Source organism: Clostridium sp. AM42-4 (genome assembly GCF_003480105.1).
Classification (GTDB): domain Bacteria; phylum Bacillota; class Clostridia; order Lachnospirales; family Lachnospiraceae; genus Brotaphodocola.
Genome location: NZ_QUIK01000003.1, coordinates 196829 through 222897, shown reverse-complemented (window position 1 = coordinate 222897; position 26069 = coordinate 196829). Strand labels below are relative to the sequence as shown.

41 protein-coding genes and 1 tRNA gene are annotated in these 26069 nt (G+C 47.1%); 3 read left to right on the top strand and 39 right to left on the bottom strand.

Annotated elements, in window-relative coordinates; all coding sequences use genetic code 11:
- Nucleotides 1–7: 7 nt before the first annotated feature.
- From DW922_RS03855 to DW922_RS03690, 38 genes are all read right to left on the bottom strand, one after another.
- Complete coding sequence (locus tag DW922_RS03855) at nucleotides 8–472, bottom strand: hypothetical protein (RefSeq protein ID WP_118725848.1); 465 nt, start codon at nucleotides 470–472, stop codon at nucleotides 8–10.
- The gene (locus tag DW922_RS17895) at nucleotides 459–1166 is read right to left on the bottom strand and encodes a hypothetical protein (protein WP_243032016.1); all 708 of its coding nucleotides are present in this window, start codon (nucleotides 1164–1166) and stop codon (nucleotides 459–461) included. Before DW922_RS17895 ends, DW922_RS03855 begins: the two co-directional genes overlap by 14 nt.
- A 66-nt stretch (nucleotides 1167–1232) precedes the next feature.
- Nucleotides 1233–2204, bottom strand: a complete 972-nt coding sequence (locus tag DW922_RS03845; protein WP_118725847.1) for a hypothetical protein — start codon at nucleotides 2202–2204, stop codon at nucleotides 1233–1235.
- A gap of 4 nt (nucleotides 2205–2208) precedes the next feature.
- On the bottom strand, nucleotides 2209–2655 hold the full coding sequence (locus tag DW922_RS03840) for a hypothetical protein (RefSeq protein WP_118725846.1): 447 nt from the start codon (nucleotides 2653–2655) through the stop codon (nucleotides 2209–2211).
- Nucleotides 2649–3050 (bottom strand): hypothetical protein, encoded by a 402-nt coding sequence (locus DW922_RS03835; RefSeq protein WP_118725845.1) that lies wholly within the window; start codon nucleotides 3048–3050, stop codon nucleotides 2649–2651. The genes DW922_RS03840 and DW922_RS03835 overlap by 7 nt, the downstream gene beginning before the upstream one ends.
- Nucleotides 3013–5238: a hypothetical protein gene (locus DW922_RS03830; RefSeq protein ID WP_118725844.1), complete on the bottom strand. Its 2226-nt coding sequence runs from the start codon at nucleotides 5236–5238 to the stop codon at nucleotides 3013–3015. Before DW922_RS03830 ends, DW922_RS03835 begins: the two co-directional genes overlap by 38 nt.
- On the bottom strand, nucleotides 5238–5615 hold the full coding sequence (locus tag DW922_RS03825; RefSeq protein WP_118725843.1) for a hypothetical protein: 378 nt from the start codon (nucleotides 5613–5615) through the stop codon (nucleotides 5238–5240). The genes DW922_RS03830 and DW922_RS03825 overlap by 1 nt, the downstream gene beginning before the upstream one ends.
- A gap of 12 nt (nucleotides 5616–5627) precedes the next feature.
- On the bottom strand, nucleotides 5628–8465 hold the full coding sequence (locus DW922_RS03820; protein ID WP_147353356.1) for a hypothetical protein: 2838 nt from the start codon (nucleotides 8463–8465) through the stop codon (nucleotides 5628–5630).
- On the bottom strand, nucleotides 8399–8767 hold the full coding sequence (locus DW922_RS03815) for a hypothetical protein (RefSeq protein WP_118725841.1): 369 nt from the start codon (nucleotides 8765–8767) through the stop codon (nucleotides 8399–8401). Before DW922_RS03815 ends, DW922_RS03820 begins: the two co-directional genes overlap by 67 nt.
- Nucleotides 8767–9105, bottom strand: a complete 339-nt coding sequence (locus DW922_RS03810) for a hypothetical protein (RefSeq protein WP_118725840.1) — start codon at nucleotides 9103–9105, stop codon at nucleotides 8767–8769. Before DW922_RS03810 ends, DW922_RS03815 begins: the two co-directional genes overlap by 1 nt.
- Before the next feature lie 4 nt (nucleotides 9106–9109).
- Entirely contained in the window at nucleotides 9110–9496 is a 387-nt protein-coding gene (locus DW922_RS03805; RefSeq protein ID WP_118725839.1) for a hypothetical protein, read from the bottom strand.
- A gap of 14 nt (nucleotides 9497–9510) precedes the next feature.
- Nucleotides 9511–10476: a phage capsid protein gene (locus DW922_RS03800; RefSeq protein WP_118725838.1), complete on the bottom strand. Its 966-nt coding sequence runs from the start codon at nucleotides 10474–10476 to the stop codon at nucleotides 9511–9513.
- Nucleotides 10477–10497: 21 nt separating this feature from the next.
- Complete coding sequence (locus tag DW922_RS03795) at nucleotides 10498–11142, bottom strand: hypothetical protein (protein WP_243032011.1); 645 nt, start codon at nucleotides 11140–11142, stop codon at nucleotides 10498–10500.
- A 137-nt stretch (nucleotides 11143–11279) separates the two neighbouring features.
- On the bottom strand, nucleotides 11280–11519 hold the full coding sequence (locus DW922_RS03790) for a hypothetical protein (RefSeq protein WP_243032009.1): 240 nt from the start codon (nucleotides 11517–11519) through the stop codon (nucleotides 11280–11282).
- A gap of 104 nt (nucleotides 11520–11623) precedes the next feature.
- Nucleotides 11624–11794: a hypothetical protein gene (locus DW922_RS17435; protein WP_154106740.1), complete on the bottom strand. Its 171-nt coding sequence runs from the start codon at nucleotides 11792–11794 to the stop codon at nucleotides 11624–11626.
- Between the two features lie 79 nt (nucleotides 11795–11873).
- Nucleotides 11874–13121: a terminase gene (locus tag DW922_RS03785; RefSeq protein ID WP_243032008.1), complete on the bottom strand. Its 1248-nt coding sequence runs from the start codon at nucleotides 13119–13121 to the stop codon at nucleotides 11874–11876.
- The gene (locus DW922_RS03780) at nucleotides 13121–13624 is read right to left on the bottom strand and encodes a terminase small subunit (protein WP_118725837.1); all 504 of its coding nucleotides are present in this window, start codon (nucleotides 13622–13624) and stop codon (nucleotides 13121–13123) included. Before DW922_RS03780 ends, DW922_RS03785 begins: the two co-directional genes overlap by 1 nt.
- A gap of 68 nt (nucleotides 13625–13692) precedes the next feature.
- Nucleotides 13693–14616: a haloacid dehalogenase-like hydrolase gene (locus tag DW922_RS03775; RefSeq protein WP_118725905.1), complete on the bottom strand. Its 924-nt coding sequence runs from the start codon at nucleotides 14614–14616 to the stop codon at nucleotides 13693–13695.
- A gap of 185 nt (nucleotides 14617–14801) precedes the next feature.
- A tRNA-Ile gene (locus tag DW922_RS03770) sits at nucleotides 14802–14874 on the bottom strand.
- Nucleotides 14875–15085: 211 nt separating this feature from the next.
- Entirely contained in the window at nucleotides 15086–15520 is a 435-nt protein-coding gene (locus DW922_RS03765) for an RNA polymerase subunit sigma-70 (RefSeq protein WP_347560256.1), read from the bottom strand.
- Between the two features lie 29 nt (nucleotides 15521–15549).
- A complete protein-coding gene (locus tag DW922_RS03760; protein WP_118725835.1) occupies nucleotides 15550–15729 on the bottom strand; it encodes a hypothetical protein in 180 nt (59 codons plus the stop codon).
- 15 nt (nucleotides 15730–15744) lie between these two features.
- Nucleotides 15745–15882, bottom strand: coding sequence for a hypothetical protein (locus DW922_RS17430; protein WP_154106739.1), 138 nt, complete (start codon nucleotides 15880–15882; stop codon nucleotides 15745–15747).
- Nucleotides 15883–15908: 26 nt separating this feature from the next.
- Nucleotides 15909–16133: a hypothetical protein gene (locus DW922_RS03755; protein WP_118725834.1), complete on the bottom strand. Its 225-nt coding sequence runs from the start codon at nucleotides 16131–16133 to the stop codon at nucleotides 15909–15911.
- A gap of 4 nt (nucleotides 16134–16137) precedes the next feature.
- Nucleotides 16138–16572 carry a hypothetical protein gene (locus DW922_RS17890; protein ID WP_243032007.1) on the bottom strand — a complete coding sequence of 145 codons (435 nt, stop codon included), beginning with the start codon at nucleotides 16570–16572 and terminating at the stop codon, nucleotides 16138–16140.
- 16 nt (nucleotides 16573–16588) lie between these two features.
- Complete coding sequence (locus tag DW922_RS17370; protein ID WP_118736078.1) at nucleotides 16589–16849, bottom strand: hypothetical protein; 261 nt, start codon at nucleotides 16847–16849, stop codon at nucleotides 16589–16591.
- 18 nt (nucleotides 16850–16867) lie between these two features.
- Nucleotides 16868–17086, bottom strand: coding sequence for a hypothetical protein (locus DW922_RS03745; protein WP_118725833.1), 219 nt, complete (start codon nucleotides 17084–17086; stop codon nucleotides 16868–16870).
- An 18-nt stretch (nucleotides 17087–17104) separates the two neighbouring features.
- Nucleotides 17105–17281: a hypothetical protein gene (locus tag DW922_RS17425; RefSeq protein WP_154106738.1), complete on the bottom strand. Its 177-nt coding sequence runs from the start codon at nucleotides 17279–17281 to the stop codon at nucleotides 17105–17107.
- Complete coding sequence (locus DW922_RS03740) at nucleotides 17278–17637, bottom strand: DUF551 domain-containing protein (protein WP_118725832.1); 360 nt, start codon at nucleotides 17635–17637, stop codon at nucleotides 17278–17280. Before DW922_RS03740 ends, DW922_RS17425 begins: the two co-directional genes overlap by 4 nt.
- On the bottom strand, nucleotides 17637–17852 hold the full coding sequence (locus tag DW922_RS03735) for a hypothetical protein (RefSeq protein ID WP_118725831.1): 216 nt from the start codon (nucleotides 17850–17852) through the stop codon (nucleotides 17637–17639). The genes DW922_RS03740 and DW922_RS03735 overlap by 1 nt, the downstream gene beginning before the upstream one ends.
- On the bottom strand, nucleotides 17849–19231 hold the full coding sequence (locus tag DW922_RS03730) for a DEAD/DEAH box helicase (protein ID WP_118725830.1): 1383 nt from the start codon (nucleotides 19229–19231) through the stop codon (nucleotides 17849–17851). The genes DW922_RS03735 and DW922_RS03730 overlap by 4 nt, the downstream gene beginning before the upstream one ends.
- A complete protein-coding gene (locus tag DW922_RS03725) occupies nucleotides 19209–19661 on the bottom strand; it encodes a Holliday junction resolvase RecU (RefSeq protein ID WP_118725829.1) in 453 nt (150 codons plus the stop codon). Before DW922_RS03725 ends, DW922_RS03730 begins: the two co-directional genes overlap by 23 nt.
- A gap of 302 nt (nucleotides 19662–19963) precedes the next feature.
- Complete coding sequence (locus DW922_RS03720) at nucleotides 19964–21811, bottom strand: DUF927 domain-containing protein (protein ID WP_243032006.1); 1848 nt, start codon at nucleotides 21809–21811, stop codon at nucleotides 19964–19966.
- A complete protein-coding gene (locus DW922_RS03715) occupies nucleotides 21792–22403 on the bottom strand; it encodes a CHC2 zinc finger domain-containing protein (RefSeq protein WP_243032005.1) in 612 nt (203 codons plus the stop codon). The genes DW922_RS03720 and DW922_RS03715 overlap by 20 nt, the downstream gene beginning before the upstream one ends.
- Nucleotides 22381–22995: a hypothetical protein gene (locus DW922_RS03710; RefSeq protein WP_118720270.1), complete on the bottom strand. Its 615-nt coding sequence runs from the start codon at nucleotides 22993–22995 to the stop codon at nucleotides 22381–22383. Before DW922_RS03710 ends, DW922_RS03715 begins: the two co-directional genes overlap by 23 nt.
- On the bottom strand, nucleotides 22992–23459 hold the full coding sequence (locus tag DW922_RS03705; RefSeq protein WP_118725828.1) for a hypothetical protein: 468 nt from the start codon (nucleotides 23457–23459) through the stop codon (nucleotides 22992–22994). The genes DW922_RS03710 and DW922_RS03705 overlap by 4 nt, the downstream gene beginning before the upstream one ends.
- Before the next feature lie 59 nt (nucleotides 23460–23518).
- Entirely contained in the window at nucleotides 23519–23815 is a 297-nt protein-coding gene (locus DW922_RS03700; RefSeq protein WP_118725827.1) for a hypothetical protein, read from the bottom strand.
- A gap of 15 nt (nucleotides 23816–23830) precedes the next feature.
- Nucleotides 23831–24052 carry a hypothetical protein gene (locus DW922_RS03695; protein ID WP_118725826.1) on the bottom strand — a complete coding sequence of 74 codons (222 nt, stop codon included), beginning with the start codon at nucleotides 24050–24052 and terminating at the stop codon, nucleotides 23831–23833.
- A complete protein-coding gene (locus tag DW922_RS03690) occupies nucleotides 24039–24251 on the bottom strand; it encodes a helix-turn-helix domain-containing protein (protein ID WP_118720256.1) in 213 nt (70 codons plus the stop codon). Before DW922_RS03690 ends, DW922_RS03695 begins: the two co-directional genes overlap by 14 nt.
- 96 nt (nucleotides 24252–24347) lie before the next feature.
- On the opposite strand from DW922_RS03690, the gene DW922_RS03685 reads away from it, so the two are divergent.
- Complete coding sequence (locus tag DW922_RS03685; protein ID WP_118725825.1) at nucleotides 24348–24767, top strand: hypothetical protein; 420 nt, start codon at nucleotides 24348–24350, stop codon at nucleotides 24765–24767.
- A gap of 27 nt (nucleotides 24768–24794) precedes the next feature.
- On the opposite strand, the gene DW922_RS03680 is transcribed toward DW922_RS03685, so the two are convergent.
- On the bottom strand, nucleotides 24795–24977 hold the full coding sequence (locus DW922_RS03680; RefSeq protein WP_118725824.1) for a helix-turn-helix transcriptional regulator: 183 nt from the start codon (nucleotides 24975–24977) through the stop codon (nucleotides 24795–24797).
- A gap of 208 nt (nucleotides 24978–25185) precedes the next feature.
- On the opposite strand from DW922_RS03680, the gene DW922_RS03675 reads away from it, so the two are divergent.
- Together DW922_RS03675 and DW922_RS03670 are read left to right on the top strand one after the other, a co-directional pair.
- Entirely contained in the window at nucleotides 25186–25605 is a 420-nt protein-coding gene (locus tag DW922_RS03675; protein ID WP_118725823.1) for a helix-turn-helix transcriptional regulator, read from the top strand.
- Nucleotides 25606–25608: 3 nt separating this feature from the next.
- Complete coding sequence (locus tag DW922_RS03670; RefSeq protein WP_118725822.1) at nucleotides 25609–26031, top strand: ImmA/IrrE family metallo-endopeptidase; 423 nt, start codon at nucleotides 25609–25611, stop codon at nucleotides 26029–26031.
- Nucleotides 26032–26069: the final 38 nt, after the last annotated feature.

Sequence of the window (26069 nt, the reverse complement as noted above, 5' to 3'; positions counted from 1 at the left end):
TCCTCTCTTATTCCGGCATCCAAACTATATGCTTGCTATACCGTGTCACCCCGATATTGTACCGTGGCCGCTCCTCATCAAACGCCCGGTACCTGATCCAGTCATCCAGGATGATACCTGCCAGACTCACCGGCATCCACAACACTGTGTACTGCGGGCATATCTGGCCCAGGATGTTGCCCGGTATGCCGCTGTAGTCCCAGACATTCCACCCCAGCCAGAGATTAACCACACAGCCAGTCAGAAACTCTAATGCCGTGATTCCGATCGCGCCGATCCAGACCTGCTGCCATAGCGGCGTATCCCACTGCAGCACCTCATTGATCAGTCCAAGCATGACAAAACACAGGCCGCCCAGGATAAACATAGTCCAGTGGCTCCAGCCCCGCCAGATCAGCTCGATCAGCACATAAAGCGCACCGCCAACGTCAAACAAAAAGCTGTATTTGCAAAACAGTTTAAGCATCCGCATCATCTCCCGCCAGACTCGCAATCTCTAAAAGATATGCTTTGAGGACCTCCGACTGGTACTGCTCCGGCACATCCACACCGTAATAGATCTGCTGCAGCTCATCAGCTGTCTCGCATCCGGCTACCCACATGTTAAGCGCGTTGCAGTAGGTGGTATGGTAGCTGACATGCTGCATGGCAGCCGCGATGATGGTCTGCATGTCTGTCGCACTGTAATACCGACACGGCTTGCCGTCAGAGTGATACTCCAACTGCTCGGCTCCGGTCGCAAGCTGGGCCTGCTTACCAAAGAGGTTAAGCTGATCATGCTCAGTCAGCGCAAAGTGCTCCACGGTGCCGTCTGCCAGTGTTACGCTGATGCCTGCATAAATAATCTGCTCGCAAGCCTGACTGATCTCCTGTTTTTTTGCTGTCTTGAACTCTTTCAGAGTTTCCGGCTTCTTTTCTTCTGGAGCAACTGCATCCACACGTTCTATCAGCTTCCTCATATCTTTCTGAAGGCGCCCGATATCAGACTCAGGCAGGTATGAAAATACCGGTTTCGGATTCTTTGAATCTGTCACATCAATGTATTCCAACATGGCTCCATCTGGCATATCAACAAACATACAAAGAAGCCCCTGCGGAGTTTCTGTTATGCCGTAAGTAACTGACCAGATTTTTCCGGTCGTATCATAAATAACTAACGCTTTCATTATTTTCTCCTATTTTAGCTAGTTGTAGTTTTACGATGTTCTTCGCGTAATGATTGAGACTCGGCATCATGCTAACCGTATACGAGTAATTTGAACAACTGCTGCACGCAGTGTAAAAGCTAGAGACGGTGTAAGAACTTTTTGCAAGTTACTCAGGTCGAATGAATATGTTTTTGCCCCTACAGTTCCATATAACCCATCCTGCCAGATTCTTATAAGTTCTTCACTGCCGTTCTTTAAAGCAAGCCCACCGTTGGTGTTAGTATAAGAGGTAGCTTTGGTTACATTTAATTCAATTATAAGTTTTGAATATCCCGATAAATTATAAGCTTTTCCAGCGGTTATCGTTACAGCATTAGCGGATGTCGTGGTCGATTTTGCTGTAATGTATACCCCATCAAATGACGCCGAAGCATATCCGTTTCCGTTATTCGATACATAGAATCCTGCTGGGTTGGAACCTTTATAATACAAATCCGTTGGATTAGCCACATATCCCTCCCAGGTTCCAGTTACTCCTGCGATAACTTCTCCTTTTTTAATCTTCCCTGCTGTAATACCAAGTGCATTTCGCAGCTGATCCGCGGTACATCGCGCTTCTGGCGCCCATGATGCTCCATTTGACCGATAAACCCCCTCTGGCAGCGCGTTAATAGCGAAATAACTTCCTGTAAATGCAGCTCCACCGTTCTGATATTGTCCACGCTCAGTCAAGGTTCCTGTTACTTTCGCTCCATTCACCCACGCTGTTTTTCCGGATGAAATCTGATTAGCGACAGCTGTTCCGCTCGTCTGCGATGCCAGACTATTGGCCGTAACTGTGCCGCCAGATGTATACCCTGCCGGAATCACCTTGCTCTGTCCACAGTTTAGAGTCCCAGACTGACCACCATTATTCGGCATACTTCCCGCTGCTGCCTCATCCCCAGAGTCCCTGGTGACGGCAGTGTATCCGACAAGCACCTGGGCTTTACTGGCGGTGCAATCATCTGATCCAGTACCGGCACCTCCACCACCTGGAATCCATATCTTTCCCATGTTATTACACTCCTTTCAAGCCGACCGTAATGTCCGTTGTTGGCTGCTTATAAACCTTAAATGTCACACTACCATCTGCAGTTGTGCCGGTTCCAGATGCCAGAATTCCAAAGGCCTTATTGTATGCTTTCTGAGCCGCCAGGTCTGCGCCATCTTCCAGAGCACTCACCAGTATTGGATTATCCTCGGCGGCAACACCATCAACTGCCACGGTCTGCTCATATGGTGCCTCGTCACCGGTCCAAGCATCTGCGGCAAGCGTAAACAGCGTGACGTGATCCTGACGGTTGATGGCTGCGTTGGTCGCGTTGATGTCATTCGCCCCGAAGGGATCTCCTTCCTGGGTGTATGCTGTTTCATCCACAATGCCGGATGTTCCATCCGCGTTTGCTGTAATTCTGTACTTACGGGCGCCGTCATACATGGCGTCCTTGTAATCCGTCTTTAACATAACTCCCCTCCATTTAAAATAAAGGACAGGTGGCGCCGTCCAGTAATCCGGCTTTGAATGTTACTGTACATCAGTCTGCAGGCCTCCTCGATCCGATTCAGTTCTTTCCAGTCGATGAATGGCTGATTTTCATAAAAAGTCTTTCTATCACCAACTGCAAAGGGAAATACTCCGTCACAGATGTGATCCACATTGGACTCGAACCGGTTAATCTCATCCGCATAAAAGCCATAGTCAGAGTAGGATTTATCCTCACCCATATCTTCAAAATCAAAATCCGGCCAGAGGGTAAGCGCCTGCTGCCGGATTTCGTTCAGATTTCCTTTTATGCGGTTGTAATCTTCAATGTTAAAGTAATCACTGGACTGCCAGTCTGTTTTGGGCTGCTGCCACATTGCTCATGTCCCTCCTCGCCTTTATGGTGCCGGACAGGGCGCCATTGAATTTTAATGTGTGTTCATAGATCCGCAAAAGCAGATCCGGAACATATTTGTTTTCCAGGAATGCAATATCATTTGCATCAATCCTCGGTTCCCCTCGATAGGTCAGATCATACTCCCTGTCTGCACGCAGATAATCACCTACCCACTCAGCAAGATCTGCAGCATGCTCCGATGTGGATACCAACGGATTCTCCCACGCTTCAACCGTACCGGTAGGATTCAGCTGCCTGGTCACTACAGCCTGGGTCGCATTGTACTCATACCCGTTGATAATCACTTCTGTTTCCACGTCTCCAGAAAGTTCCACCGTAACATAATACGCTGTGCTGTCGATGATTTTCACACTCTCGTCATCTGTCTCTATTTCATATCCATGCGACGCCGTGTTCAAATAAAAGGTGTGCTCTGTCTCTCCCGCCGGAATCGTTTCTTTCACAAGCTGACGCTTTTCAAGCCCAGGTGCATAAATCGTCCTGGTCATCTGCAGTTCTCTGACTTTTGACAGCTGTGTGCCTTTTGGGGTCTTGGTAAGCTCCTTACCATACGACAGTTCATAGTCCGTGCTGTCTCCAAATGTAACCTGTTTCAAATTCACGCGGTTGTGTGGCGCGCCTTTCATAAATTCAAGTTCCAGCTTATCAAATTCCGGGAACTCATGACTGATTATAGTCACCTCAGTCAGCGAAGCCACTTTATATTCCTCCTGAAGTTCTCCAGACAAATAGGATCTGAAGACCATTTCAGATGGGTAATTTCTACCGAATTCCAATGTGAGGCCGAAGCACTTATAACGCGCTTCCAGGCCGATCACAACCATGGGATTCTCTTCAAATCTCCCGGATTCATCCGCCACAGCTTCCGACACATAGCCCACATCCAAATACTCACCATCCCGCGGCAGGAAGAACTGCTCTGCCGTTGCGACTGTGTGATCTTTTTCTGCCGTGGCATAAGTGCTCTTTTCTGTTGTCTCCAGTACCGATGCTGCCCTGGAAAAATAAACCTCGTTCTCTGAACTTGCTTCCATATCCGGAACAAAACTAGACTTCATGAAAATATTTCCTGATCGGTCCTGATATAAGATACATCGTCCTGCATTGGCAATCAGCTGCAACGCCGCTTTGTGCGTTACCACCGGCATAGGGTTATATACCTTAACATCCATCAGATAATTATCAAGCCAGTATGTGCGGCTGTCTATGCCAGCATCTTCAAATACATCAATCGCAAGGCCATACAAACTGATTCCGTCCGCGTAATATCTGCCGCGCCGGTAGGTCCCATCCATGCCATCAAAACGATCTGTCGCGGTAAAACTCATTTCTTCATCGTCAGCAGACCATTCCCGGAGATAAACTGTGGTGCCCGGCATCCATTCTACGCTGCCGTCATCCAGTTTCTGACCATAAATCACATTGATTTCCTGGCCATTCTCCAAGAAGTTTACCGTACTTTCTTCATTCTCAATGTCATAAGCCCGGTTCTTATTGTCAATGCTAATACTGAAATCAATGGATGGCAGTTCTTCCATAACTGGGCTGATCCGCTCCTTTTTCGTTGATGATAAGATCTTCTGGTTGTCAAAATAAATGCCAATACCCATGGTGATCTTATGAACCCGCAAACGGCTCTGCCCATTTACCATCTTTACCGGCACAATCCGAAGAAAGGTGGCACCCGTGAAGATCTCCTCTGTTACAAAATGCCCTGCGGCATTCCCCGTAATCTCTACTGTGCCATTATCCGATTCAATATTAAAATCCACCGGATATGCCTTTCCAAATTCGATAGTTAAACCCTTGATGTCGTGTTCCACTGGGAAGGGAATCTCCACTACTCCCAGGAGCCCGTCTGTGACTATTCCCTGGTTAAGTACAGCATCCATTCGCTCCCTCGGCAAAAAGTACATACTGCCATCTACGGCGCTGTAATCCTGATCGCAGGTCTCATACAGTTCTTCCACATCATAGTTGTTAAGCGGCCAGGTTAAGTTGCTGTAGTAGGTATACTGCGCCGGCTCCGGCACACTGGCCGATGCCTGAGCTTCCTGATTGATCAAACCAATGCTGACGCGCATATACGAATGATCGCGAAGCTGCTTTTTCATCTCCTGCTTGTACGCATTGCTTACCGCCTGCATTACTCCACCACCCCACAGTCTATGATATTAACCTTACAATCCTGGTACATGGTCGGCAGACCGGACGCATCAAACTGGATCGGCGTTGCCGTCCGGTTTCCAGGATACATCCGGATCGTCCGGAAACAATTATTCACCATATCCGGAATCCGGGCCGTTACCACGAACTTATCGAACTCCTGCAGCATAGCCGCCCAAGTGGCGGCATCCAGAAATTTCCACTGCAGGGAATCAAACTTATACTGATCTCTGCCGACTTTCTGCCCGACAAACTCTCCGTTTGCATTCTTGCCATCGCTAACGTTCGTGGCTACAATCAGGTTGCCGCCAATGTCGGGAGACGGAAACTCCCGACCGTTGATTGTAATTACTGCCATGTTACCGCCTCCTTACGTTGTCTTCAAAGTGTAACCGGATCGTTTTTCCAGATCCGTCAGTTTCTTTTTGATTTCTCTGATATCGATATTGACAGTCAAGTCCATATTTTCAATCAACTCAATAATCTGTTTCAGCAGATCCACCATCATCACAAGATACTGTTCACTCATGCTCGTAGTATCAAGACCCATAGCCCGATCAGCCAGGTTCTGAAGCATCTGAGCATCCGCATAATATGGCTTGCTTGCGCTACCCACTGTTGTCAGCGGCGGTGCTGCATTCTGTGCAATGGCTGCCACCTTGGATACTAACGGAGCCATACAGGATCTCATGCCACTCTGAACGGCATGAGTGATGCCCTGGGTAATCTGCTGGTTATTCGCTACTGCAGCACGTCCGCCCCAACTGCCGACCATCTCCGGAATACCGTTCTCGCGTGCTACGAACATTTGACCAGATGCAGGGAAACCGCCAGAAGCATGTCCCTTTACACCAGGACCGCCAGATGATGAAGATTTTCCGCTACCGACTGTCACCGTTCCATTCGATGTTACGCCACCACCGTCGTCTTCGTCATCTTCTTCGGCTTCTTTCTGGGCTTTTTTGAAGGTGCTCTTGGCCTTATCAATTACAGAATTGAAAGCGCTACCAACAAAATCAGCCGCATCACTCAGCCATTTTTTTATATCCTTCCAGATCTCGTTCATGCCGTCCCAGAGCTTGTTCATGATACCTTTACCAATCTCAAGCATCTCATCCGGCTTAAAGATATCCTTGATATTCTGCCATATCTGTGCAAACCACTCTTTGATTCCAGTCCATTTTTCTTCGATAGTGGCTTTCACAGAATCCCAGATTTCAGAAAGTTTATCACGGATTGCTTCAAAGTTTCCACTGGCCAGCAATCTGATAGCTTCCCACAGTGCAGCGACAAATGCTTTAATGAGATTCCATTTAAGCTGCCATTGCGTAGTTAGCACATCCATCACTGTGATGATAATGGTCTTTACCATCTCAATGGCCGTCTGTACTACTGTCTTTATTGCATTCCAAACAGACTGAGCAAATGTCCTGATACTATTCCAGATTGCTTCCCATTTTGCCTTGATAACATCCAGCGTATCAGAAACAAACTCCTTCACTGCATCAATAGCAGTGCTGATCAGCTCCCGAATTGCATCCCAGATCACAGCCGCATATTCTCTGACCGTATCCCAGTGCTGATACAGTAGGACACCAGCCGAAATCAATGCGGTAATAGCAATGATAACCAGGCCTATCGGACTGGTAAGAAAGGCAATAGCTGCCCCCAATGCCGTTGTTACCGCTGTTGCTATTGCACATACAGCATTCCAGGCCACAGTTGCCGCCGTCATGGCTACCTGCGCCGCAGTATCCGCTATTTTGGCGGCGGTACTGGCTGCAAACTGAGCCACCTGCTGAATAAGTTCTACAAGGACAGAATTGTTGGCCGCACACCATAACTCTGCCGCTGCCGTCTGTGCAGTCTGCGCTGCAGTATCTGCAATCTTTGCAGCTGTGTTAACAGCAAACTGCGCGGCCTGCTTCACAAGAGCTGCTGTTCCAAGCGCCAGATTTACCACAAAATCCTTAGCATACAATGCAACAATTGCCGCAGTCTCCAGCTTATCGGCCAGCAATGCACCGGCATGGGCAACGACAGCTGCTGTGTTCGCCGCAAAGCCAGCTGCCAATCCAGAAAGCATACTCACGGCACTGCCAGCATTAATGATAAATTCGCCAAGCTTTATAACTTCCCAGGCAGCAAAAAATGCAGTGACCGATCCTACAGCTATATCAAAGTTTTCCTGCGATTTTGTAAGCCAATCAACAACAGCCGATAATGCAGTCGTAAACGCATCAAATACGGGCTTCGCAACCGTATCATAAGCCGTATTAAGACCGTCCCACAGACCATCTACCAGTTTTTTCAGCTTATCAAACCATGGCTGCAGTTCATCCAGCAATCCCTGGACACGCTGCTTAATCTGATCGGCATTATCCGTAATCGGCTTCGTAATCAGTTGCAGGATATCCCTCGCAAACTTTCCGCCAAGCTCCGTAACTCCCTGGAACGAAGAACTGAAAATACCAATGATATCCGCCGTAATCTGCTTTGCAGAATCACTCCGGAACACAGAAAAAATATCTGCCACCGCAGAAGAAAAATCTCCTGCAATCCGCGAGATCTCACCACCAATGTTAAACATGGAAATGAGGTAATCCTTAATTCGCTCCGCATTCTGCTGCAGATAAAGATCAATGCCGCCAAGCAGATTATCAGCAATGGTCAGGCCAATAGATGCAACCGAGCCAGATACACGCCCCAGGTTATACGCAAATGTATTCGCAAACTCTTCGGCTGCTTTTTGTATGTCAGAATCAGTTACGATATCTATAAGACTGATTCTGATCCCGTCAATGTGCTTCTGGATATCATCAAATACTGCAGTATCGCCCAGGCCATCCCAGAATCCTTTTACGAGGGAAGATTTTAGCTCATTGAGCTTATCAATGATCCCTTGCAGACGTTTATCCACTTCTTCGGTTCCGTCCGGAAGTGATCCCATGTCAAAATCATCAGCTTCGTATCCACCGCCGGATGCTCCACCACCAGATCCGCTTCTTCCAGAACTATCTGCAGGATTGATGATATTCAACTCATCAATTCCCGTGGACACGCCTTTCATGTCCTTGGCTGCTTTCTTGGCCGCCCCGCCGGCACCGCTCGCTGCTGATCCGGCTTTATCGGCAGCCTTTGCTACCGCTTGTAAAACTGTTTGAACGCCTTTGCCGCATCGCCAGCATTCTTTCCGCCAGACAGCCAATCTTCGTACCACATACCCATTGCGTTTGGGTTTTCTTTGGTCTGAAAATGATACTCCGGATGGTAGTACAACCGGCGAGCGTAAGGTGTGCTGGAAACAAGCGTTACCATGCCGTCATTTGCCCTGCTGTAATCCACAAAGGTTGCATCTTCCTGTAAATGACCGGTATCAAATGGGAATACCTGAGCCTGGATAACTTCTGTATGTAAAGCTTCTCCAGTCAATTCCAAAGCCGTCACCGCCGCCTGTGTCAGCTGCTTAATCCGCGGCATATTCAGCTTTACTGTTGAGCTTACCTGCATCAGACCACCTCCAGGCTGCAGAAGTTTACCGTTCCATCCGGATTCCGGTTCTTGCACCCCTGTTCAATCCGGCGCTCCTGTCCGAAGACCGTCAGTGTGCCACCACTTAAAGACGGCATATCCGGTGCAATATCTCCCGAGAAAAGTGCTGTGCCGGTGATCTGGACCAGCTTTTTCTCTGCAGTCAGGATTGTCTTTGCTCTGTCCTGGAAGTTGCACATCAGGTCATCATCGTACATATACAGCGGTTCTCCCAGGTTGCTCAGCTCCTCAGACTCCAGGTGTACATGGACAGGCGTCTTACAGAGCCTTTTCGGTACCAAACATGGATATTTCATAGCCTCACCTCGCTAAACGGCAGCACAGCCCGGTCTGACACAACATAGCATACACGTCCCGTTTCATCGCAACTCCCTTATCTGTAAAAACATTCCAGGAGCTACCGAACTGGGCCGACACGCCATTGATGCTGTAACTCTGTAGGATCGTGTTGATCTCATCTGCATTCTCGGTTTCAAAGTCCGCCTGCTGGCAAGCCACTTCCCGAATGATGTCCTGTTGGAACTCCGTCAATGCAGAAAATCCCCGGCCCACAATCCGATTGTAGGTCAGGGAATCGATGTGGCGGCAGGCCTGCCGGAGCGCCTTTTTAAGATCTTCTTCCGGCACGATGCCGCCGCCATATTCTTTCTGGTAATATTCCGGTGTTACATATGGCTCGTAGGCCATAAGATCACCTCCGATCACTCGCCGGTATACTCCGTGGTATCCACATCAACGTATACACTGTCCACCTTACCGTCACGGCCGTTCGGGAAGACGAAAACATCAGACAGAGAACGGTTCTGGTACAGGTAGCCGTCACCCTCGGTGTGAGCGCCCGGGTCGAAATAATAGATGCTGGAGATCTTCGGTACGATCTTGCAGGTCTGACCGCAGGCTACAAGCACATTGATCTTGTGAGCACCGGTTACCGGAGTACCGTCTGTAACCTTTTTAAGAGGTGCAAAACCGCCATCTTCCGGCTCCCACTCAAAAGCATCATAAAAGCGCTCATCATCCACAACCTCCATGATCGGCACACCGTCGATGTCGGTCACACGGGTTTCGATTCCCATTCCGCCCTCCGCGATCTGAGTCATCTCAATCTTGCGGGTAAACTCGGTAGACTGCTCCAGAGCATCCATGATAGCGCTGGATACATACATGATCAGGCTGCCGTTTGCCTTGTATCTTCTCAGCTTGCCCTTTGCCAGGATGCCTTTCAGCATACCGAATACCTTTGCTTTAGTGTAGTCGGAAGCCGCAGTCGAAGAATGGTACCCCTCCTCTTTCTGGGCTGCCTGTGCAACCTTGGAGAAGAACAGAGCATCCGTCTCCGGCACTACCTGAGTCATCTCAAAGGTCTTCGAGATGTTCTGGATCGATACGGTTGCATTGGTTTCATCCACATCTGCCTTATCCACCAGGAAAGATACATCGCGGTCATGGGTCAGGGTAAACGGCACATCCTTCTGGGTGTAATTACCCTTGTTCCAGCCACCATTTCTGCTGTGGTTCTTATATCCGGAAGTGGACATCTGAGTGAAGTGGAAAGTCTTCGCATCCAGCCATTTCACGTTACTGGTTACAAACGGGGAAGTTAAAGTTCCCTGCATGAGAATCTCTAATAATTCCGGTTCCCATACCTGTGCATAGTTTAAAGCCATATTATCACCTTATCCTTTCTTTTAGTTCCAGCGATTCCAACGCTTCGTTGGTACGCTTGCCTGTGTCTGTGTTGCCTGCTGGGCCTGTCCGGCCCCAGCGTTGCTGCTTGCAGCCCCTACCTGGACAAATCCGGTAGTACCTGCTGCCTGCGGTTTCAGCCCCGGCACATCCTCCAGCACCTTATTCAGCGCCGCTTTTAATGTCTCTTCATTGATTTTTTCGTCCTGACCTACTACCTGACTGAAATCAGCCAACTTGATCACATACGGGATAGTATTGGCGCTAATACCAAGGGATACCGCCGCCATAGTTGCCGCACTGTTGATCTGCGCCTGCTGTGCTGCTGTCTGCGCCTGTGTTACCTGCGCCTGCATAGCGCCAACATCCGGAGTATTGGCCGCCTTCAGCTGCTTAAAGACTGCAATGGCCTGCTCAACCTCGTCCTGGCTGAGTCCCTGCTGCTTGAAATAGGCTTTCAGTGCAGTGTTTTCCTTGGCTTCCAGGGTGCCATCAAGCATCTGCTGAATCTTTCCGTAGTCAATCGCCGGGGCTGCGCCCTGCTGATTGCTCTGATTCTGCTGTGCCGCCGATGCCCCTGCTGCTCCTGTCTGCTGATTCTGCTGTTCTGTGCCCTGCTGTCCCTGGTTCTGATTTCCTTCTGCCATGATAATGGCCTCCTTTCCATTTTGAGAGTGTCACTCTTACTGCTATCCATTGTCATCGGTGTCACCGGCCGCGCAGAGTTTAGTGCCGTGCTCGCGTTTGGGCATAAAAATAACACGCATTTCTGCGTGCTTACATCTTAATTATTCAGCGGCTCATACGTAGCTCTGAAGATATCAGGCTTACACGGATAAATTTCCCCGGCAATGCCACGAATAATATAATCCCCGACACTGGCTTCATGCACTCCCTCCAATGTCTGAATCATGAATTTCACATCCGGTGTCCCGCCGTTTTTAAACCATGCCGTCTTATTTTTGATAGCCTCAAGAATCCATTCAGAATCATCTTCCTGCTCCAGTCCACTGGAATGCGTCAATTACCACTGGTTTCTTCCTGTACTTCATTTGTTCTCCTTCCTGTTGCGACATCGCAACACTTAAAATGGGTATAAAAATACCACCGGCCTGCTGACTGGTGGTATTAAGCACTTGCTTTTATATGCTTTATTAAGACATTAAGTTCTTCATCTGATAAGGTTTCTATCGGATCTGTATAATTATCATCTTCGATAAGAAATTGCTCGTTGTTATATTCCTCTGATGTCATAGGATCAAATCCAAGCTTTCTGCACACATCATCGTACGTAATCAATCATAACACCTCCATTTCTACGCCAGCCGCACGTATTTCATCGCAAAACGCCTTTAAACTATCCTCAGTATAACCTACCCTACTTATCAAGCTCAGCCAGATGCTCCGTGCAATCATCTACCACCAGATAGCAGTCCTGCTGGATCCAGCCAAGCTGCAGCTTGATGCGGTCCAGAATCCCCAGCTTTTTATAGGCGTCCCAAAAGTTATACAAACAGCTGTGCAGCCGCTTGTACTTGCGTAGCTCTGTGATTGTTGCCTGGTCTGCATTATCTACATAAACATCCTTGGCAAAGCCCCATTCCTTTCTGCAGTGCTCCAGAAATGCAATTAGCTTCACAGCTGTATCGCTCGGCGCAATGGGGTTTTCCAGATCCGCATTGTTGTAAACCTTTTCGGCCAATGTGAATAGCCGCCGATCCGTTGTGATACCCTGGAAGATCATCGCAATGGTGTCTGGAGACTTGGAAGAGTAAGCTGTATCAAGTCCCGCTGTGAACTTCTTCCAGCAAATCCGTTCTGCCTTCACCTCTGATCTCACCCATGCCGCAGTAACAACATGCTTTTTCCGGTCAAAGTTTGGAAACACCAGGCCGGTTGCCTTACCACGCAGCCCCAGGATCTTGTTCTTCCAGATCTTTGTTCCTTTCGGAGTGTTTGCCAGGATCTTATCCAGTTTTTCTTTCGGAAGTCCCAGGTTATGCACAAAAGAAAAGAACCAATGCACCCAGCCAGGCTTTGGCTCTTCTTTCAGTTCATCTTTAATTTCCTGCGGTGTCTCCTGCTCCCATTCTGGAAGCGGCCTGCTGCAGTTGATGTACTCTTTGTACACATCCAGTGACGGATCGTCTGGATTGAGTGTAGCCATTAAGTAGTCGCATCTCATGGCAGCCTCACGGACAAAGTCAATGTCCGCGGTGTTAATCTCATCAATATACAGGCAACCGTACTGACCACCAAGGGCCTTCTGCCACTTTTTCTTGTCACCGTAACCCATGACATAAATAACCTTGTCACCGCCGGATGCGTGGAAAAGGATGTGCGGTATCTTATCGTCCTTGGTACCGTTGCCGTTATACTCAACAAGGACCCCAAAATCATCCACGATTCCAAGGTCCTTGTTGATGATGTTCTTCTCGGCGGTACCTGTATCTTTTGCCGCGATGATATGCAGCTTTTTCGATGACTCAGCAACTTTAAGCATAAACTTAAATAGCCCCACCGTAGTCTTTCCGGCAGCAGTCGTGCCCTCTAGGAATTCAACCGGAGCATCGCACCGAAGAAAGGCTTTATATTTTTCTGACAGTAACAGGCGTTCCGCGCTCACTATCCACCACCTCGCATTTGCTGAATCAGATCATCCAGCTTACTCTGCTCAGATGCCAGACCGGACACCTCAACCTTATCCTTAAACATGCCAAGATGACGGCCCAGAAGCTCCAGAGCCTTCTCCTTGTCATTCAGCTTTAATTCGATACCGAACTTGCCCTCTTTAATCCCGGCAATGGCCCTGATCTGATCCTCGGACAGCTCTTTTGTGTCTGTCAGTACCACGTTACCGTTAATGATCTGCGCAAAGTCTGTGGCTCTGGCAAAGGCAATGGCCGCAAGCTCCTCAATCACTCTGTCCTGGGTGATCTCTGTGCGCTTCTGGCGATCCTGCATGCGCTCTGAGATATAAGCCGCAACCTTAACATTCCTTAACAATCTGGCAGCTGCAGCCGCAGCCACCTCATCATTTTTAACCCGTGGATATGCGACCTTGTAAGCCCGGGTGGCATTCAGGTCGATCAGGTATTCATCTGCAAAAATCTTCTGTTTTTCGGTCATCCGGACTCACCTCGCTTTCTGTTTTTGGGTATAATAAAAGAGCCACACGGGGTGGCCCTTCTGTATTATCAAATTATATGCTTTGGTCCGTCAAATGCAGCATATTTTGCAATCTTTTGTTTTTCTTCATTTCGTATTCTTTCTGCAAACTCTGTTATTTTAGCGCATATCCACATATATGCTGTCGTATCTTCTGTGTAATCTGCTTCAGCATACATGTTAATTCGCCCTTCTACTCGCATCTGTTCAACCTGCTTCATTGCTTTCATATCACCCTTTGGATAAATAGCAAACGTAGCTCCAGCATTTTTATTAACAACAGAAAAGGCTGGGATATCACTTGGACCATCAGCAACATAAATCATGTTTATAAAATGAACTCTTCGCAATTCCTCAGGAATTTTTGTATTCACCTTAACACCTTCGCGTCCGTCTTTACTATTTACGCCTTTATTAATTTCAAACAATGCTCTCGTTTTAGTGGTATTGTCAATCGTAAACCCTATTTCAGAAATACACGGGTCACCTTGATCATCTTGACCTTCAATCAATTCACACCCCCATATGTTTTCCACATATGGCATCACCGAAGATCCTCTTATAATTTGAGACATTCCCGTGCTTACTATGTAATGTTCAACTTTAATATCGTATTCTTTATATATTGGATTATTTTCTATCAAATCCTTTGTTTTCTGAAAAATTTCGGGAATCCCATTATAAAATTTCAGTTTCGAACCAAACTCTTTTAACTTTTCGTTTGTAAGACCCTTAAATTTTCCGGATTTCGCATATTTGATAAATTGGTTCAAATAAATTGTATCCGGATTTACCAATACTCCTTGCTCATCCATATACTTTTTGGGTAGTGCATTTACTTCCTTCCAGAAATCATGCGCGTTAACATTATAATGCTCAAAAATAGGATCTTGCATATATCCATCAACCAGAGTTTTATCAAAATCCCAGACAATTGCAATAATATTTGCCATTTGTAATCCCCCATACATTTTTTCTTTTATCATACCTCAATTTTTGACAAAAGAAAAGCACCCATCTTCCGACAGGCGCTCCAGAAAGGGTATTATCAGATGTACCGACTATTACCAGTATGTCATATATCCGCTATCTGATATCACGGACTCAGGCACGTCACCCAGCATAGGCAACCGCCAAATCGGGACGGAAGGACTCGAACCCTCGACACGCTGGATATAAGCCAGATGATCTGCCAACTGAGCTACGTCCCATTAAGCACGGCCGGGTGTATGGGCCGTGCTGCAGTTTTTTGTGTGGTGACTGCCAACCAAATCCACCGCCAAGCTGTGACACCTGGCGAGAACATCCACATGAGGAGAAAAAGGTAAAATGTGTAATCAGAAGCCGCAAGCTATACGCCTTTGGCTTCATGCTACACTATAACACTTTGAAAACGAACAGTGCGAACAGAATGAACAAACTTTATTTTTCTCCCATAAACCTCGTATATTCCATTCGCACGCCGTCCGCTGTTGCCTTACGTCCCATTCGTATCGCGACATCACTCCATGCCAGTTCCTCAAAAATCCTGTACCGGATAATCCGCTGCATCCGCATGGAAATCGTATTCATCCACGCTTCCACATCTCTCTTGATCCGCTCAGCAGTCTGCAGCCGCTCAACAAGCGTCTCTTCCAAACGATCCAGCTCGCCCGGATCTCTCACGGTCGGATACGCCAGCCCTTCCAGATGATACGTTTGCGCCGTGTATGGAAACTCATGGGCCGATCCTTTGCTTGTGTCTGCCACCATCTGCTTCCGGGCCTTGCGGAGCTTCCGAATCTGCTCCTTCGTCTCCTTGACTTGAGCGCAGGCATCTATGTAGTCTTTTAATATCTGCTTGTCCAATGGATTCACCCCTCTCTCTTATTCCAAAGTTCTGCCACCTACCACCGCCTGCCTCTCTTATCAACTACCGTTACCTTGCCAAGGATCCGGATTCCACTCATCCGGCAAATGATATTCAGCAACCGCCGGAAATCTCTAACTTCTTCCGGTGGCTTGTCTGCCTTCCGGACTGCCCGGCCTGCGGTCGGATCCGGATAGCCCTCTTTGTTCTTATACATTGGCACCTCCAAATTTCAGTTTTCTTTATTCCACCCATTTCCCTGATTAACATTCCACAACTGGTAATCGTAATCAATATCTTCATCTGGTGTGTCATCCGGGTATTCAAATTCTTCTTTCACATCACCGGATACAAAAATTACAATCATCATCTTCTCCTCCAAATCTTAATTTCAGTTTAGCTTTCTTTCTGCTTTGCTTCCACTCTTCTCAAAAACTGGAAGTACTGAGGTTCATCGCGCAGAATTTTTATACTTCCGTCTTCGTCAATGTATACCGCTTCGATATACTTCACTGTTGGCGCATCGTCTCCATCTTCAAATCTGGTCACAAGCACAATTTGCAATACATTGTACACTCTGCCTCTTAATATCATTCTATAGTCTGTCATGTTTATTGGCATCTTTTCATTTCCTCCGAATCTTCTCGCGCCTGCAAAGCCTCATCCTGTGTGCCTGCAAAGCCTCATCCTGTGTGATAAAAAAGTCGCGTCCAATATCCGATACCGGTGTTGACACGTCTCCCCAGTCTGATGTGAGCTGGATATACCACTCCAGTTCTGGATAATCCTCTTCGTAATCTTCCTCATCTTCATCAAACATCCTGCCGATACGGTACCCGATAACAAAATACGGCTCGTACGGATCGTCCGATTTCCAAACACAGCCGCCGATTTCTACAGGCATCTCGAATGTATTTTTAAGACCTGCAGTCTGCTCTTCCAGACGATCAGCAACATCGCTGCATAAATCACTCCATCGTGTCTGGCAGGTCCATACTTTATCGTTTTTATGCTCCTCTGCTAAATATCTCAATCTTTTAATCATCTGTTCTGTTTCCATAATGTTCCTCCAAATCTCAATCTTCTTGATAAATTGCCTGTCCACACATCGGGCAGAAGTGATAGCATATCTTCTTAAAATCTCCATTAAGGTTTTCTGCACCACATGCCGGGCAAACATATTCATCGACATGTATCTCATTTACCTTCATAGGGATCTGTTTGGACAGTGCGTTTAGTATCAAATGCGTTTCCTTTTTATCGATTGTAACTGTACAATCAATTTCTGCTTTTCTGCATGATCTTATATAGCGTACAACTCTGTAAATTTCGTCCACAATCTCTACCTCCAAATCTTAATTTTCATCCAATTCATGAAAATCTGGTTCCCAATCATGCAATTTCATCATCGACACACAACAATGAATTTTCGTGGCACATCCTTCACAGATTTCGCCCAAACTTTCGTTAAATGATATCCTTGGATTTCCTCCATTTGCCTGCAACTGCTGTCTCCAAGTCTCATTGCACGGATCAATTTCTTTTCCACAGATATCACAAAATATTTTTCTCATGACACCCTCCTCCAAATCTTAATTATCCTCGACCTCAAACTCCGCCTCTGCCAGCTTCGCCAGCGCACCATGCAGCCAAATACGCGCCTGATCGTGGATCATCGGCTCATAAAAATCGACCGTAACCGTAAACTCATGATGTGTGTCTGGCTTATTGCTCGGATCCACACCTACTGCAAAAACACCGTTTTTCATTCCAATTCCTCCTTGTATGCCTCCGGCAGCGGCATCCATGCATTAACAAATAATCCAGCACTGCAGCATGTGTCTCCATCGTCGCAACCTTGCAGATACCATGCACCATCACCCTCATCATTTACCTCGTACCGGCCAATAGCCGTGAGAGAAAAGTTTTTGAATGATACAAGCACATAATCTGCTGTCTCCGGCAGCTTCTCAGCCACCGGAATCCACTCATTCTTTTTCATGCACTCCGGCTCCATCCCCGTATTCTCATACTCTGCCAGCCGCTGCACCAACTCATCTTTTTTATTCGGAGACCAGTACCCGCTTTTGATTTCATTTGCTCTTTTATGCGTTAATCTTTCCACTATTTCTTTTCCTCCTCCAACAAGCTAAACGCTGCCAGCATCATCCTGCCGCAAACCGTTGCGCCTTTATATTTTCTCATGATCTCACCAAAGTCTTTCGTGGCGGCTTCCCAGAATCCAGGCTCTAAAGGCCGTCCATGATACTTCAAGTAAAAATTGTAGGAATCGCACCACACACCTTTTGCAAGCGCCGCCTGCTCCTCGATTCTTGTCATAAAATACAGCCTGCCTTTCTATAATGAGTCTTGCGCCGCTTGAACTGGTTTTCACAGAACTGGATGGCATCCACATAGTCATAGCACACAGCATCTGTCTTTCCCTCAGCCTTTCTTGCTATCCGGCCGATTGACTGCGTAACCACTGCATAGTCTTTCTGCGGTGATACCAGAAACAACCGATCCAGGCATGGGATGTCCAGCCCTTCTTTCGCCAGACCGAACGAAGCAAATAGGATTTTCTTCTCCCCGGTCCGCATTTCCTCAATGGCTGCCTCGCGCTCTGCCTTGGCCCGCTTGCTTGTCATGCTTCCGTCGATCATGGCAGACACCGCTTTTAATTCTTCCGGCAGCAGGCTTCGGATGTTGCGCAGCTGCTCCAGTCTGCTTGCCAGGATAAGGCAGGAATGCCCAGTCTGGTTTACCAGATCCTTCACGATCAACTCATTTCTCTTCTGGTTTTCCCCCAGGTATGCAAGCAGATCGTTATAGTTTAGTGTTCCGTCCGTATCCAGACATCCACGGCTGATCTCTGTCCCGGTATCTCGCCGGCATATCCGCACCTTCATGGTCTTGTCTGCCACAGCTGCGTCCGGCACTTTGTAAATGACCGGCCCCAGCACTGCAAATGTGCTTTTTATCATGCCGTCTGACCGATGCACGGTTGCTGACAGCCCATATTTGTGTCTTGCCGCCAGACTGTTCATGACCTTGTAAAACATAGTTACCTGCGTAGGTGATCCGGCCAGCCGATGGCATTCATCCACTATGATCACATCCCATGTCTTCTGGTACCGCTCCAGATCCAGCTTACAAAGAGTCTGGACCGTTGCAAAGGTCATGTGACTGCCGATCTGAACCTTTCCCGCCGTGATCGCGCCAAGGGTTTCCGGCGGAAAATACTGCTCCGCCCTGGCTCTTGATTGCACCAGGAGATCCTGCGTGTGAGTAACCCACAAAACCTTCCGGCTCAATATTGCCGCCAGTGCAATCCCCATTTGTGTTTTTCCAGACCCGCACGGGCTCTGCAGGATTCCGCAGCTAGCGTGCCGCATAGCCTCCACAGCCGTTTCTTGATAGTCGTACAAGGGAACGTTGCCCTGATAGCTTAAAAGCCCGTTATCGGCCAAATGCACGCTTATCCTGTCGTTTTCTGAAAGGAACTGCCGCACCTGTTTTCCCACTCCCGTAGGAAGAATCAGATCAGAGCCATCAATCCGGTACAACCATAAGTATTTCGGTGTGTTTCCAATCCAGAGCCCGCGGCGTTCCCGCTCCCGGTATTGTGGATTAGGAATGATCATGTTTTCCTGCGCCCAATCATTTAATTCTTTTGATGCATCCCGGATGTGGATTTCAGACCCAATCTCCACGACCATTGTTATCACCTGCCCTCGTTACGTTCAATTCGTCCAGCCAGCTCTCCAGTGTTCTGCCGTATGTAGGCATTGCACTTTTGGGAATCCCTTTCCGACCTTCGTTTTTCAAATGCTTCAACACCTGGAAGTCTACCAGATAAACCGGGGCTCCCTGGAAGCGTACCGCAAACATCCCGCGGCTGTTTCCTGTCATGTGGAAAAGCAGCATTGCATTGTACTGGTTCTCCTCCACTCTTCTCAGCTCGAACACATCTTTCTGGCAGTCCTTGCAATCAACCAGGTACGCTTCCCCGTTTCTTGCCGCAACCACATCGCACGGCTGACCGTTTTTATTATCCTGGAAGCGGTGCACCCAGAAGCCTTCTGCTGCCAGCCGTTCGGCAAATTCTCTCTCGAATTTCGTACCGGCTGATTTATTGCTCGTTTTCATCGTTTTCATCTCCTCATCGCTGCGGTCTTACCATTTTCCAGAAATGTCTTTCCAGAATCTTACCTAGAAAATGCCCGCAAGCCCTTATTTTACTTAGGGTCTTACTGTCTTACCTAAAAACCCGGATAATAAGTCTATATTTTTATAAGAGAAAAAAATAATGACGTTTTCCCCCTCGCGTCACGAGACTATATAACAGGTAAGACTGGTAAGACAGGTAAGACCTTACTAAAAAAGCCAATATTTATGCGGCTTCTAGGGTCTTACCAAGGTCTTACCTTTTAAGAAGTAGGTAAGACCTTTTAATCGAAAGGTAATGTTTCCTGCTCATATTTCTCAACCTGCATGAATCCGTCCTTATCCGTTGCATCATCATCCTCCGGCAGATTGAATTTGATATAGCTTGATTTGATTCCATATACCTTCGTCTGATGCACCATTTTCCCTTGCGAATTGCGCACCAGATACCCTTTTTCTGCCCACTTCCGACTCACGGCTGTATAATCGAATCCATTCTGATCTAAGAAGCTTAAAAGCACATCTCGGTTCACAATCAGTTTCCCGTCGTCAATCTTCCCCCAGACCTCGCCTTTATTCAGAGAATTCTCTGCTTTCGGATCTTCAAAACGAACCTGGTACTTTGCCGCCCAGTTTAACACCTGCTGATACGCGCGTTCTGCAATATCTACATCACGCGTACTCTGCAGATATTGCTTCACCTGGACAATCTGCAGCGGCTGCTCCGCCGTAAAAAAGATCTTTACTGCAATTTCATCTGCCAGCAGCATGCAGGCCATAGCCATTGCCTGTTTATCTGTAGTATCCAGCTGGCAAAGCGTCTCAAAGATTTCCCGGTACCGGTCCATGATCTTGCAGGCTTCTGTCTCCTGTATGTACTCGATGAATTTTTTCCCTGCAAAGCCATAATTCTCCTGTACCATGCTGCTCACATAATGGCCATCCGCCACCAGCGGACCATCAATCGCAATTTCAATGACACGGTTCTTGGAACCGCCACCCGAATTCACCTTTGTGATCGGCTCCTCACCTGTGAAGATAAAACTGTTCTTCCAGGTCTTTGTATCTTCCACACCGCCGTATGCCTTCGCACGGCCACGGTCCACACCCTCTGTGATCTGGTAGATCAGCTGGTCGAAATTTCCCTGCCATTTATCTTTTATGGTCTGCAGCTCGTCACCTGCAAACGGAATGCTGCAGAGAAACGCTGCGTTTCGCATGATGGCATTCTTTGTCATGTTCATGGTCTTGACCAGACCGCCCATCCTTGGATTGCCCCAAATGGACATGGCCACCATCAACGCCACTGTTTTTCCTGTGCCGGTCGTGCCCCACAGATGCAGCACAAACGGAAGCACTTTAAGCGGCTCCAGAAGCACGGAAGCAAAGCTTGCAGCCATCATCATACGCAATGGCAGATTCTTCCGCAGGTCGCTGCAAAGAGCCTTCCAGGACTCGAAATCGCCCTTCTCGGACACATTTTTGAAGATTGCTTCGTAATCCATCCCGCCCTCGTAGCGGATATCCTTTTCATATGGAGTAAACGCTGCACCGACCCATCCAAGGCGGTTGATAGACTTCTTTGGCTCCAGTGCCGCCGGATTATACCCCACGCAGTCACTGATATAACGCACCAGACTCTTTGCGTTGTCCGATGTCACTTCGATGCCGTACTGTGACAGCACGTCCACAATCTTATTGGTATTGGCGCAAACAGACCGGTCAACTGTAATCCGCTGCCAGGACGCAGATTTAAAATAAGCCAGTGTGATACGTTCTTCTGATGTATCCACGTTCTTCAGGATCTCAACCGGCATGATCGGATGGCTGCAGGCAACAACCGGGACCTGCTGCATGTTTTTGTCATACCGGACTGTTTTCACGCCCATATCGTTTGCAGTCCACTCTGCGCAGTTAAGCTCCAGCGGCTGATCGGTAAAAGCCGTCTTCTTCCCGGTCTGGCGCATACGCTGGATATAATCAAGCTGGAACTGTTTTAACAGGTTGTTAAACTCCAAGGCACGTTTTATGGTCTTTGCTGCGTTCCGCAGCGCCTCAATGTATTTCTGGCGCTCCACGTTGTCATCAATCTCAAAAATCCGGTAGAATACTTCATCTGGAAATGGATCCATCTTCTCCAATTTTGATATACCAGTCGCTAACTCTTCGTTCGACTTTTCCAATTTCACTCACCGCCTTCCTGTCTGAGTATAGTTGTTCCGGGCACTGATCCAGACAGTCAATCAGATATTCCACATAGGTAATATTTCCAAGTGCCTCATAGAAATGCTCGCTGCGCTCTCTGATTGCCTCACAGAGCAGTCCGCGATACACAACCAGCCATTTCCTTGCATAATACATAAAATCGCGTAATTCGCGTTTTAAACGGTTTCGTTTATCTGCTTCGCGCTTCTCCCGGTACGTCACCGGTTTCTGGATTGGAATCTGGAACGCTGTTGCAAGCTGCTTAGCCGCCTCATAATTGCCAATGCCAAAATAACCGGCTACAAACTTAATCTGATCACCGCCAGCACCGCAGGAGAAGCAGTAATACCCTTTCCCATTCGGATATATCTTCATGGATGGCCGGGTATCGTGATGGAACGGACAGAGACATTTCCCGTTTAAAACATGCAGGCCGCAGTATTCTACGGCCTGCTGCATACTCACTGCATCTTTTACTTTGCTATAAAGCTCCGGATCACATGAACGGGATTCCTTCATCGCCTGCTCCCTCCGGAATATCTACAAAGCCATCCCCTACAGCAGATGGAGTGCCATGGTTAACCGGAGTTGTCTGGCCTACAGGCGGATCCTGTAAAACTTCATCCTCCGGCACCTCTGCCTCGGCCAGACCTGTCACGCTGCGAACCTGGAACAGTTCCGTTACAAATGGGCGGTTACCGTTGGCTGCCTCGTACTGACGGCGGCGGAAAATACCACCAAACTCCTTTCCGACCATCTGCTTCTCGTTGTCGTTCACGTCCCACTGGAAAGTAAAATTATTGGAACGCTCAATGGATGTGATAATACCCTTAAACCAGGAAAGGCCCTTGCCCTCCATGTTCTGTTTGAAGACTCCGCGCCACTTCGCTCCCATCGGGTTCTGCGCCTTATCACTCTCAAACATCTTTTTGTAGAAGTCCTTGTACTCGCCCTTTGCGATATCGTACAGCAAAACAAACTGCAGATTACCATTCTTGGATTCCTGGGTGGTCACCTGCTTAATCACACACACATATTTTCCCTTCGGCAGCTGCTGGAACTCTCCTGTATAAGCTGCTACCTCATCGTATCCTGCCGGTTTCTTAATCATGACTGCTTGTCCTCCTTGGATTTATATTTCTCCCATCCGTAAAAATCGCGGATGGTATCATCAACCAGTTTCAGGTTGTTTTCAATTTCTGGTGCCTCGAACATATCCTCCGGGGTCTTTGTAATATCGGAACCATCTGTAACCGCACGAAAGAAATGATTTCCATTTTCGCTCATGCACCGGATGCAGATTGTAACCATTCCCTCCAAGCAAACCTTACGATCAAGCTGCTTGCCGATCGTTCTAAGTCTGGAAATGCCAAAATCGTCCGTGTCTTCGTGGAACATGATGTATACAATTTTGTCCGGATCCGTCACATCCGTCTTGATCCGCTTCACAAGTCCATACATTGCATCCGCGATATCGTCATACATTTCAAACGACGCGTTGCCCTTTTTGTTGCGGTGCTGTGACATAAACAAATGCGTCATGATATAACCAGCATCATCAATCACATAACTCATAAAGTTTCATCTTGTTTTTCCTCCGCGCCTCGCTTATAATGAGGCTGTAAATTCATTTTTTATTTACTTGATTCCCTGGAAGTTGCAGCTTCCGGGGTTTCTTTTTTCAGGCGCTTGATCTCGGCATCAATCATCGCACGAAGCTCCTCATAAGCGCCCATCTGCTCCGCCGGATCAATCGTCTGACAGACTGCAGTCTTTACAAATCTGACGGTCATCCGCTTCAAAGCGGCATCATCTGTCTCACCGTAGGCATAAAATGTGCCCTCCAGCTTACTGTCAACTCTGCCGCCAGTGATGGCCAGAACGCAATCGCTAATCTCTGTCAACTCACGATTAAACGTAACCTCTACCATGTCCTCACCTCCCTCCTACGCCAATGCTAGAATAATAAACAACCAGAACATAAAACCGGTCGCGCCGCAGAACGCTGCAGCTACAACCATCACATCCACAGCAAGATCTCCCAGCCGGTCAGATAATGGCTTCTCCGGCGCCGGTTCTTCCGCCGGTTCTGTCACCGGGTCACTCTGCACGACCGCATAGCTGAGTGCCTGCGGGTGCTGAGCCTGGATAAAATTAAGCTTCGTCATCGCAACCTCCTTCCCCCGGTTCATATGCCGGATACTGTTCGATAAATTTCTCCAGGTCAGCACCGCGGATCTTGATTGATCCGAGACGCAACCCGATAAGCTGCTTTTCATTCAGCAGTCTGTATACTGCGGACGTATTAACTCGCAGTATCTTCGCTGCCTCTTTTACCGTGTATAACGGTTCGTATGCTCTTACCACTCTGCTCGCCTCCTCTCTTATTCCAGCAGGTCCTCGATTTCTTTTCCGAATGTAATCATTGCGTGGTATAATCTCTTGAATAAGGAGGATTCCACTATGATCATTAACAAAGCCGAAACCAAACTACTGAAATATGTCTACAAACACAAAACAGTATCTTACAAATCTTTAAAACGAAAATTTTCAAAATACCAAAATTTACATGAATCCATTGAAAGCCTTGTATATCATCACTATCTGATTCAAGTTGGTGGGCATCAGAACAATCTCGGCAATCCGATTCCTATCACAGATGAAACCTTGTTTTCTATGGATTCGCTCGGTTCTTCTATCGTTGAAAGTAAACAATGGTTTGATACCGAATATGTTGTAAGCCACATCATTGTCCCGATTGTCCTCGCTGTAATAAGCACGTTGCTTACATTACTCCTAACCAGTGCGCTATCGCCATCCCAACGAACGAACCAAGAAGCCCCATCACAGCAGGAACTCCATATTCAAGAAAAAACTCTTTAATACGCCACACGTCTCTTACCTCTTCTCCTATTCCAGCAGGTCCTCGATTGCGACACCGAGATAATCGGCTACTTTCTGGACTTTGCGAATACCAGGTTCATTGTTATTCCATTTGCAAATGTAACTTCTGGGAAATTCCAAAGCCTGTTCCAACTGCATAATGGTAATGCCTTTCTTTTCGCAAATTTTCTTAATGTTATCGTAAAGCATGTTCTCACCTTCTTTCCTATAATGATTGCGCAAAATTTTGAGAATTATATATTGACTTTATGCGTAAAATATTCTACAATCAGAAGTGCCAACAACTAACTGGAAAACAACGCATTTCGCAAAATCTTGCGCAACTCATATTTTTATTATACACAAGATTTTGCGTATGTCAATAATTAATTGCGCAAAATTTTGAGGTATTAATAGAATGGGATTATACGAACAAATACGAGATGCCGCAAAGGCAAAAGGATATTCGGTCAATAAACTTGAGCAAGAGCTAGGATTTGCTAGAAGTTCCATTAATAAATTCAATAAAAACAAACCGAGTATCGAAAAGCTGCAAAAAATCGCCGATTTTCTTGGCATATCATTGGATTATTTAACTACTGGCGAGAATGCAGCCGAAGGATTTAACACACTTACCGCAAAAGATGAAAAAGATATTGAGAAGATTTTAAATCAAACACGCGAACAACTGCTCACACAGGACGGACTAATGTTTGACGGCGATCCTGCCAGTCCTGAAGCGATAGAATCAATTCTTTCTGCTATGCAGATTGGCATGGAAATGGCGAAGAAAAAGAACAAGGAAAAGTACACACCTAAAAAATACAAAAAGGATTAGCTTATGGATATAAAGAAAAGGGCCAATGCTCTGGCACGAAAGCACAGAAGCAGAGATCCCTTTGAAATCATCCGCGGATTAAATGTTATCGTTGTTTATGCTCCGCTGGTCGGCGTTCGCGGCTTTTACCAATATTTTCAGCGGAATAATATTATCTATATAGATGAGAATCTTCCGAAGCATGTACAACGTTTCGTTTGTGCGCATGAACTCGGTCACATGTTCTTGCATAAAAGCGCAAATGCCATTTTTATGGACACACGAACGCAATTCAACACCCAACGCTATGAAATCGAGGCTAACTACTTTGCGATGTCACTTCTTGTTGGAGATGATATACTTGCTGATTACGAAGAATATACTGTAGATCAAATATCTCATTTATTGGGATACGAAAAAGAATTAATTCAACTGCGATTAAAATAGCCTATGGCGTTTTAATAAAAATCAAAAGAAAAGAGGAA

Coding starts and splice junctions, on each gene's coding strand:
- DW922_RS03855 (WP_118725848.1), bottom strand. CDS start 472: ATGCGGATGCTTAAACTGTTTTGCAAATACAGCTTTTTGTTTGACGTT.
- DW922_RS17895 (WP_243032016.1), bottom strand. CDS start 1,166: ATGAAAGCGTTAGTTATTTATGATACGACCGGAAAAATCTGGTCAGTT.
- DW922_RS03845 (WP_118725847.1), bottom strand. CDS start 2,204: ATGGGAAAGATATGGATTCCAGGTGGTGGAGGTGCCGGTACTGGATCA.
- DW922_RS03840 (WP_118725846.1), bottom strand. CDS start 2,655: ATGTTAAAGACGGATTACAAGGACGCCATGTATGACGGCGCCCGTAAG.
- DW922_RS03835 (WP_118725845.1), bottom strand. CDS start 3,050: ATGTGGCAGCAGCCCAAAACAGACTGGCAGTCCAGTGATTACTTTAAC.
- DW922_RS03830 (WP_118725844.1), bottom strand. CDS start 5,238: ATGCAGGCGGTAAGCAATGCGTACAAGCAGGAGATGAAAAAGCAGCTT.
- DW922_RS03825 (WP_118725843.1), bottom strand. CDS start 5,615: ATGGCAGTAATTACAATCAACGGTCGGGAGTTTCCGTCTCCCGACATT.
- DW922_RS03815 (WP_118725841.1), bottom strand. CDS start 8,767: ATGCAGGTAAGCTCAACAGTAAAGCTGAATATGCCGCGGATTAAGCAG.
- DW922_RS03810 (WP_118725840.1), bottom strand. CDS start 9,105: ATGAAATATCCATGTTTGGTACCGAAAAGGCTCTGTAAGACGCCTGTC.
- DW922_RS03805 (WP_118725839.1), bottom strand. CDS start 9,496: ATGGCCTACGAGCCATATGTAACACCGGAATATTACCAGAAAGAATAT.
- DW922_RS03800 (WP_118725838.1), bottom strand. CDS start 10,476: ATGGCTTTAAACTATGCACAGGTATGGGAACCGGAATTATTAGAGATT.
- DW922_RS03795 (WP_243032011.1), bottom strand. CDS start 11,142: ATGGCAGAAGGAAATCAGAACCAGGGACAGCAGGGCACAGAACAGCAG.
- DW922_RS03780 (WP_118725837.1), bottom strand. CDS start 13,624: ATGACCGAAAAACAGAAGATTTTTGCAGATGAATACCTGATCGACCTG.
- DW922_RS03775 (WP_118725905.1), bottom strand. CDS start 14,616: ATGGCAAATATTATTGCAATTGTCTGGGATTTTGATAAAACTCTGGTT.
- DW922_RS03760 (WP_118725835.1), bottom strand. CDS start 15,729: ATGTATAAGAACAAAGAGGGCTATCCGGATCCGACCGCAGGCCGGGCA.
- DW922_RS17430 (WP_154106739.1), bottom strand. CDS start 15,882: ATGATGATTGTAATTTTTGTATCCGGTGATGTGAAAGAAGAATTTGAA.
- DW922_RS03755 (WP_118725834.1), bottom strand. CDS start 16,133: ATGCCAATAAACATGACAGACTATAGAATGATATTAAGAGGCAGAGTG.
- DW922_RS17890 (WP_243032007.1), bottom strand. CDS start 16,572: ATGGAAACAGAACAGATGATTAAAAGATTGAGATATTTAGCAGAGGAG.
- DW922_RS03745 (WP_118725833.1), bottom strand. CDS start 17,086: ATGAGAAAAATATTTTGTGATATCTGTGGAAAAGAAATTGATCCGTGC.
- DW922_RS17425 (WP_154106738.1), bottom strand. CDS start 17,281: ATGAAAAACGGTGTTTTTGCAGTAGGTGTGGATCCGAGCAATAAGCCA.
- DW922_RS03735 (WP_118725831.1), bottom strand. CDS start 17,852: ATGACAAGAATCGAGGAGCAGGCGGCGCTTGCAAAAGGTGTGTGGTGC.
- DW922_RS03730 (WP_118725830.1), bottom strand. CDS start 19,231: ATGGTCGTGGAGATTGGGTCTGAAATCCACATCCGGGATGCATCAAAA.
- DW922_RS03725 (WP_118725829.1), bottom strand. CDS start 19,661: ATGAAAACGAGCAATAAATCAGCCGGTACGAAATTCGAGAGAGAATTT.
- DW922_RS03720 (WP_243032006.1), bottom strand. CDS start 21,811: ATGGATCCATTTCCAGATGAAGTATTCTACCGGATTTTTGAGATTGAT.
- DW922_RS03715 (WP_243032005.1), bottom strand. CDS start 22,403: ATGAAGGAATCCCGTTCATGTGATCCGGAGCTTTATAGCAAAGTAAAA.
- DW922_RS03710 (WP_118720270.1), bottom strand. CDS start 22,995: ATGATTAAGAAACCGGCAGGATACGATGAGGTAGCAGCTTATACAGGA.
- DW922_RS03705 (WP_118725828.1), bottom strand. CDS start 23,459: ATGAGTTATGTGATTGATGATGCTGGTTATATCATGACGCATTTGTTT.
- DW922_RS03700 (WP_118725827.1), bottom strand. CDS start 23,815: ATGGTAGAGGTTACGTTTAATCGTGAGTTGACAGAGATTAGCGATTGC.
- DW922_RS03695 (WP_118725826.1), bottom strand. CDS start 24,052: ATGACGAAGCTTAATTTTATCCAGGCTCAGCACCCGCAGGCACTCAGC.
- DW922_RS03685 (WP_118725825.1), top strand. CDS start 24,348: ATGATCATTAACAAAGCCGAAACCAAACTACTGAAATATGTCTACAAA.
- DW922_RS03680 (WP_118725824.1), bottom strand. CDS start 24,977: ATGCTTTACGATAACATTAAGAAAATTTGCGAAAAGAAAGGCATTACC.
- DW922_RS03675 (WP_118725823.1), top strand. CDS start 25,186: ATGGGATTATACGAACAAATACGAGATGCCGCAAAGGCAAAAGGATAT.
- DW922_RS03670 (WP_118725822.1), top strand. CDS start 25,609: ATGGATATAAAGAAAAGGGCCAATGCTCTGGCACGAAAGCACAGAAGC.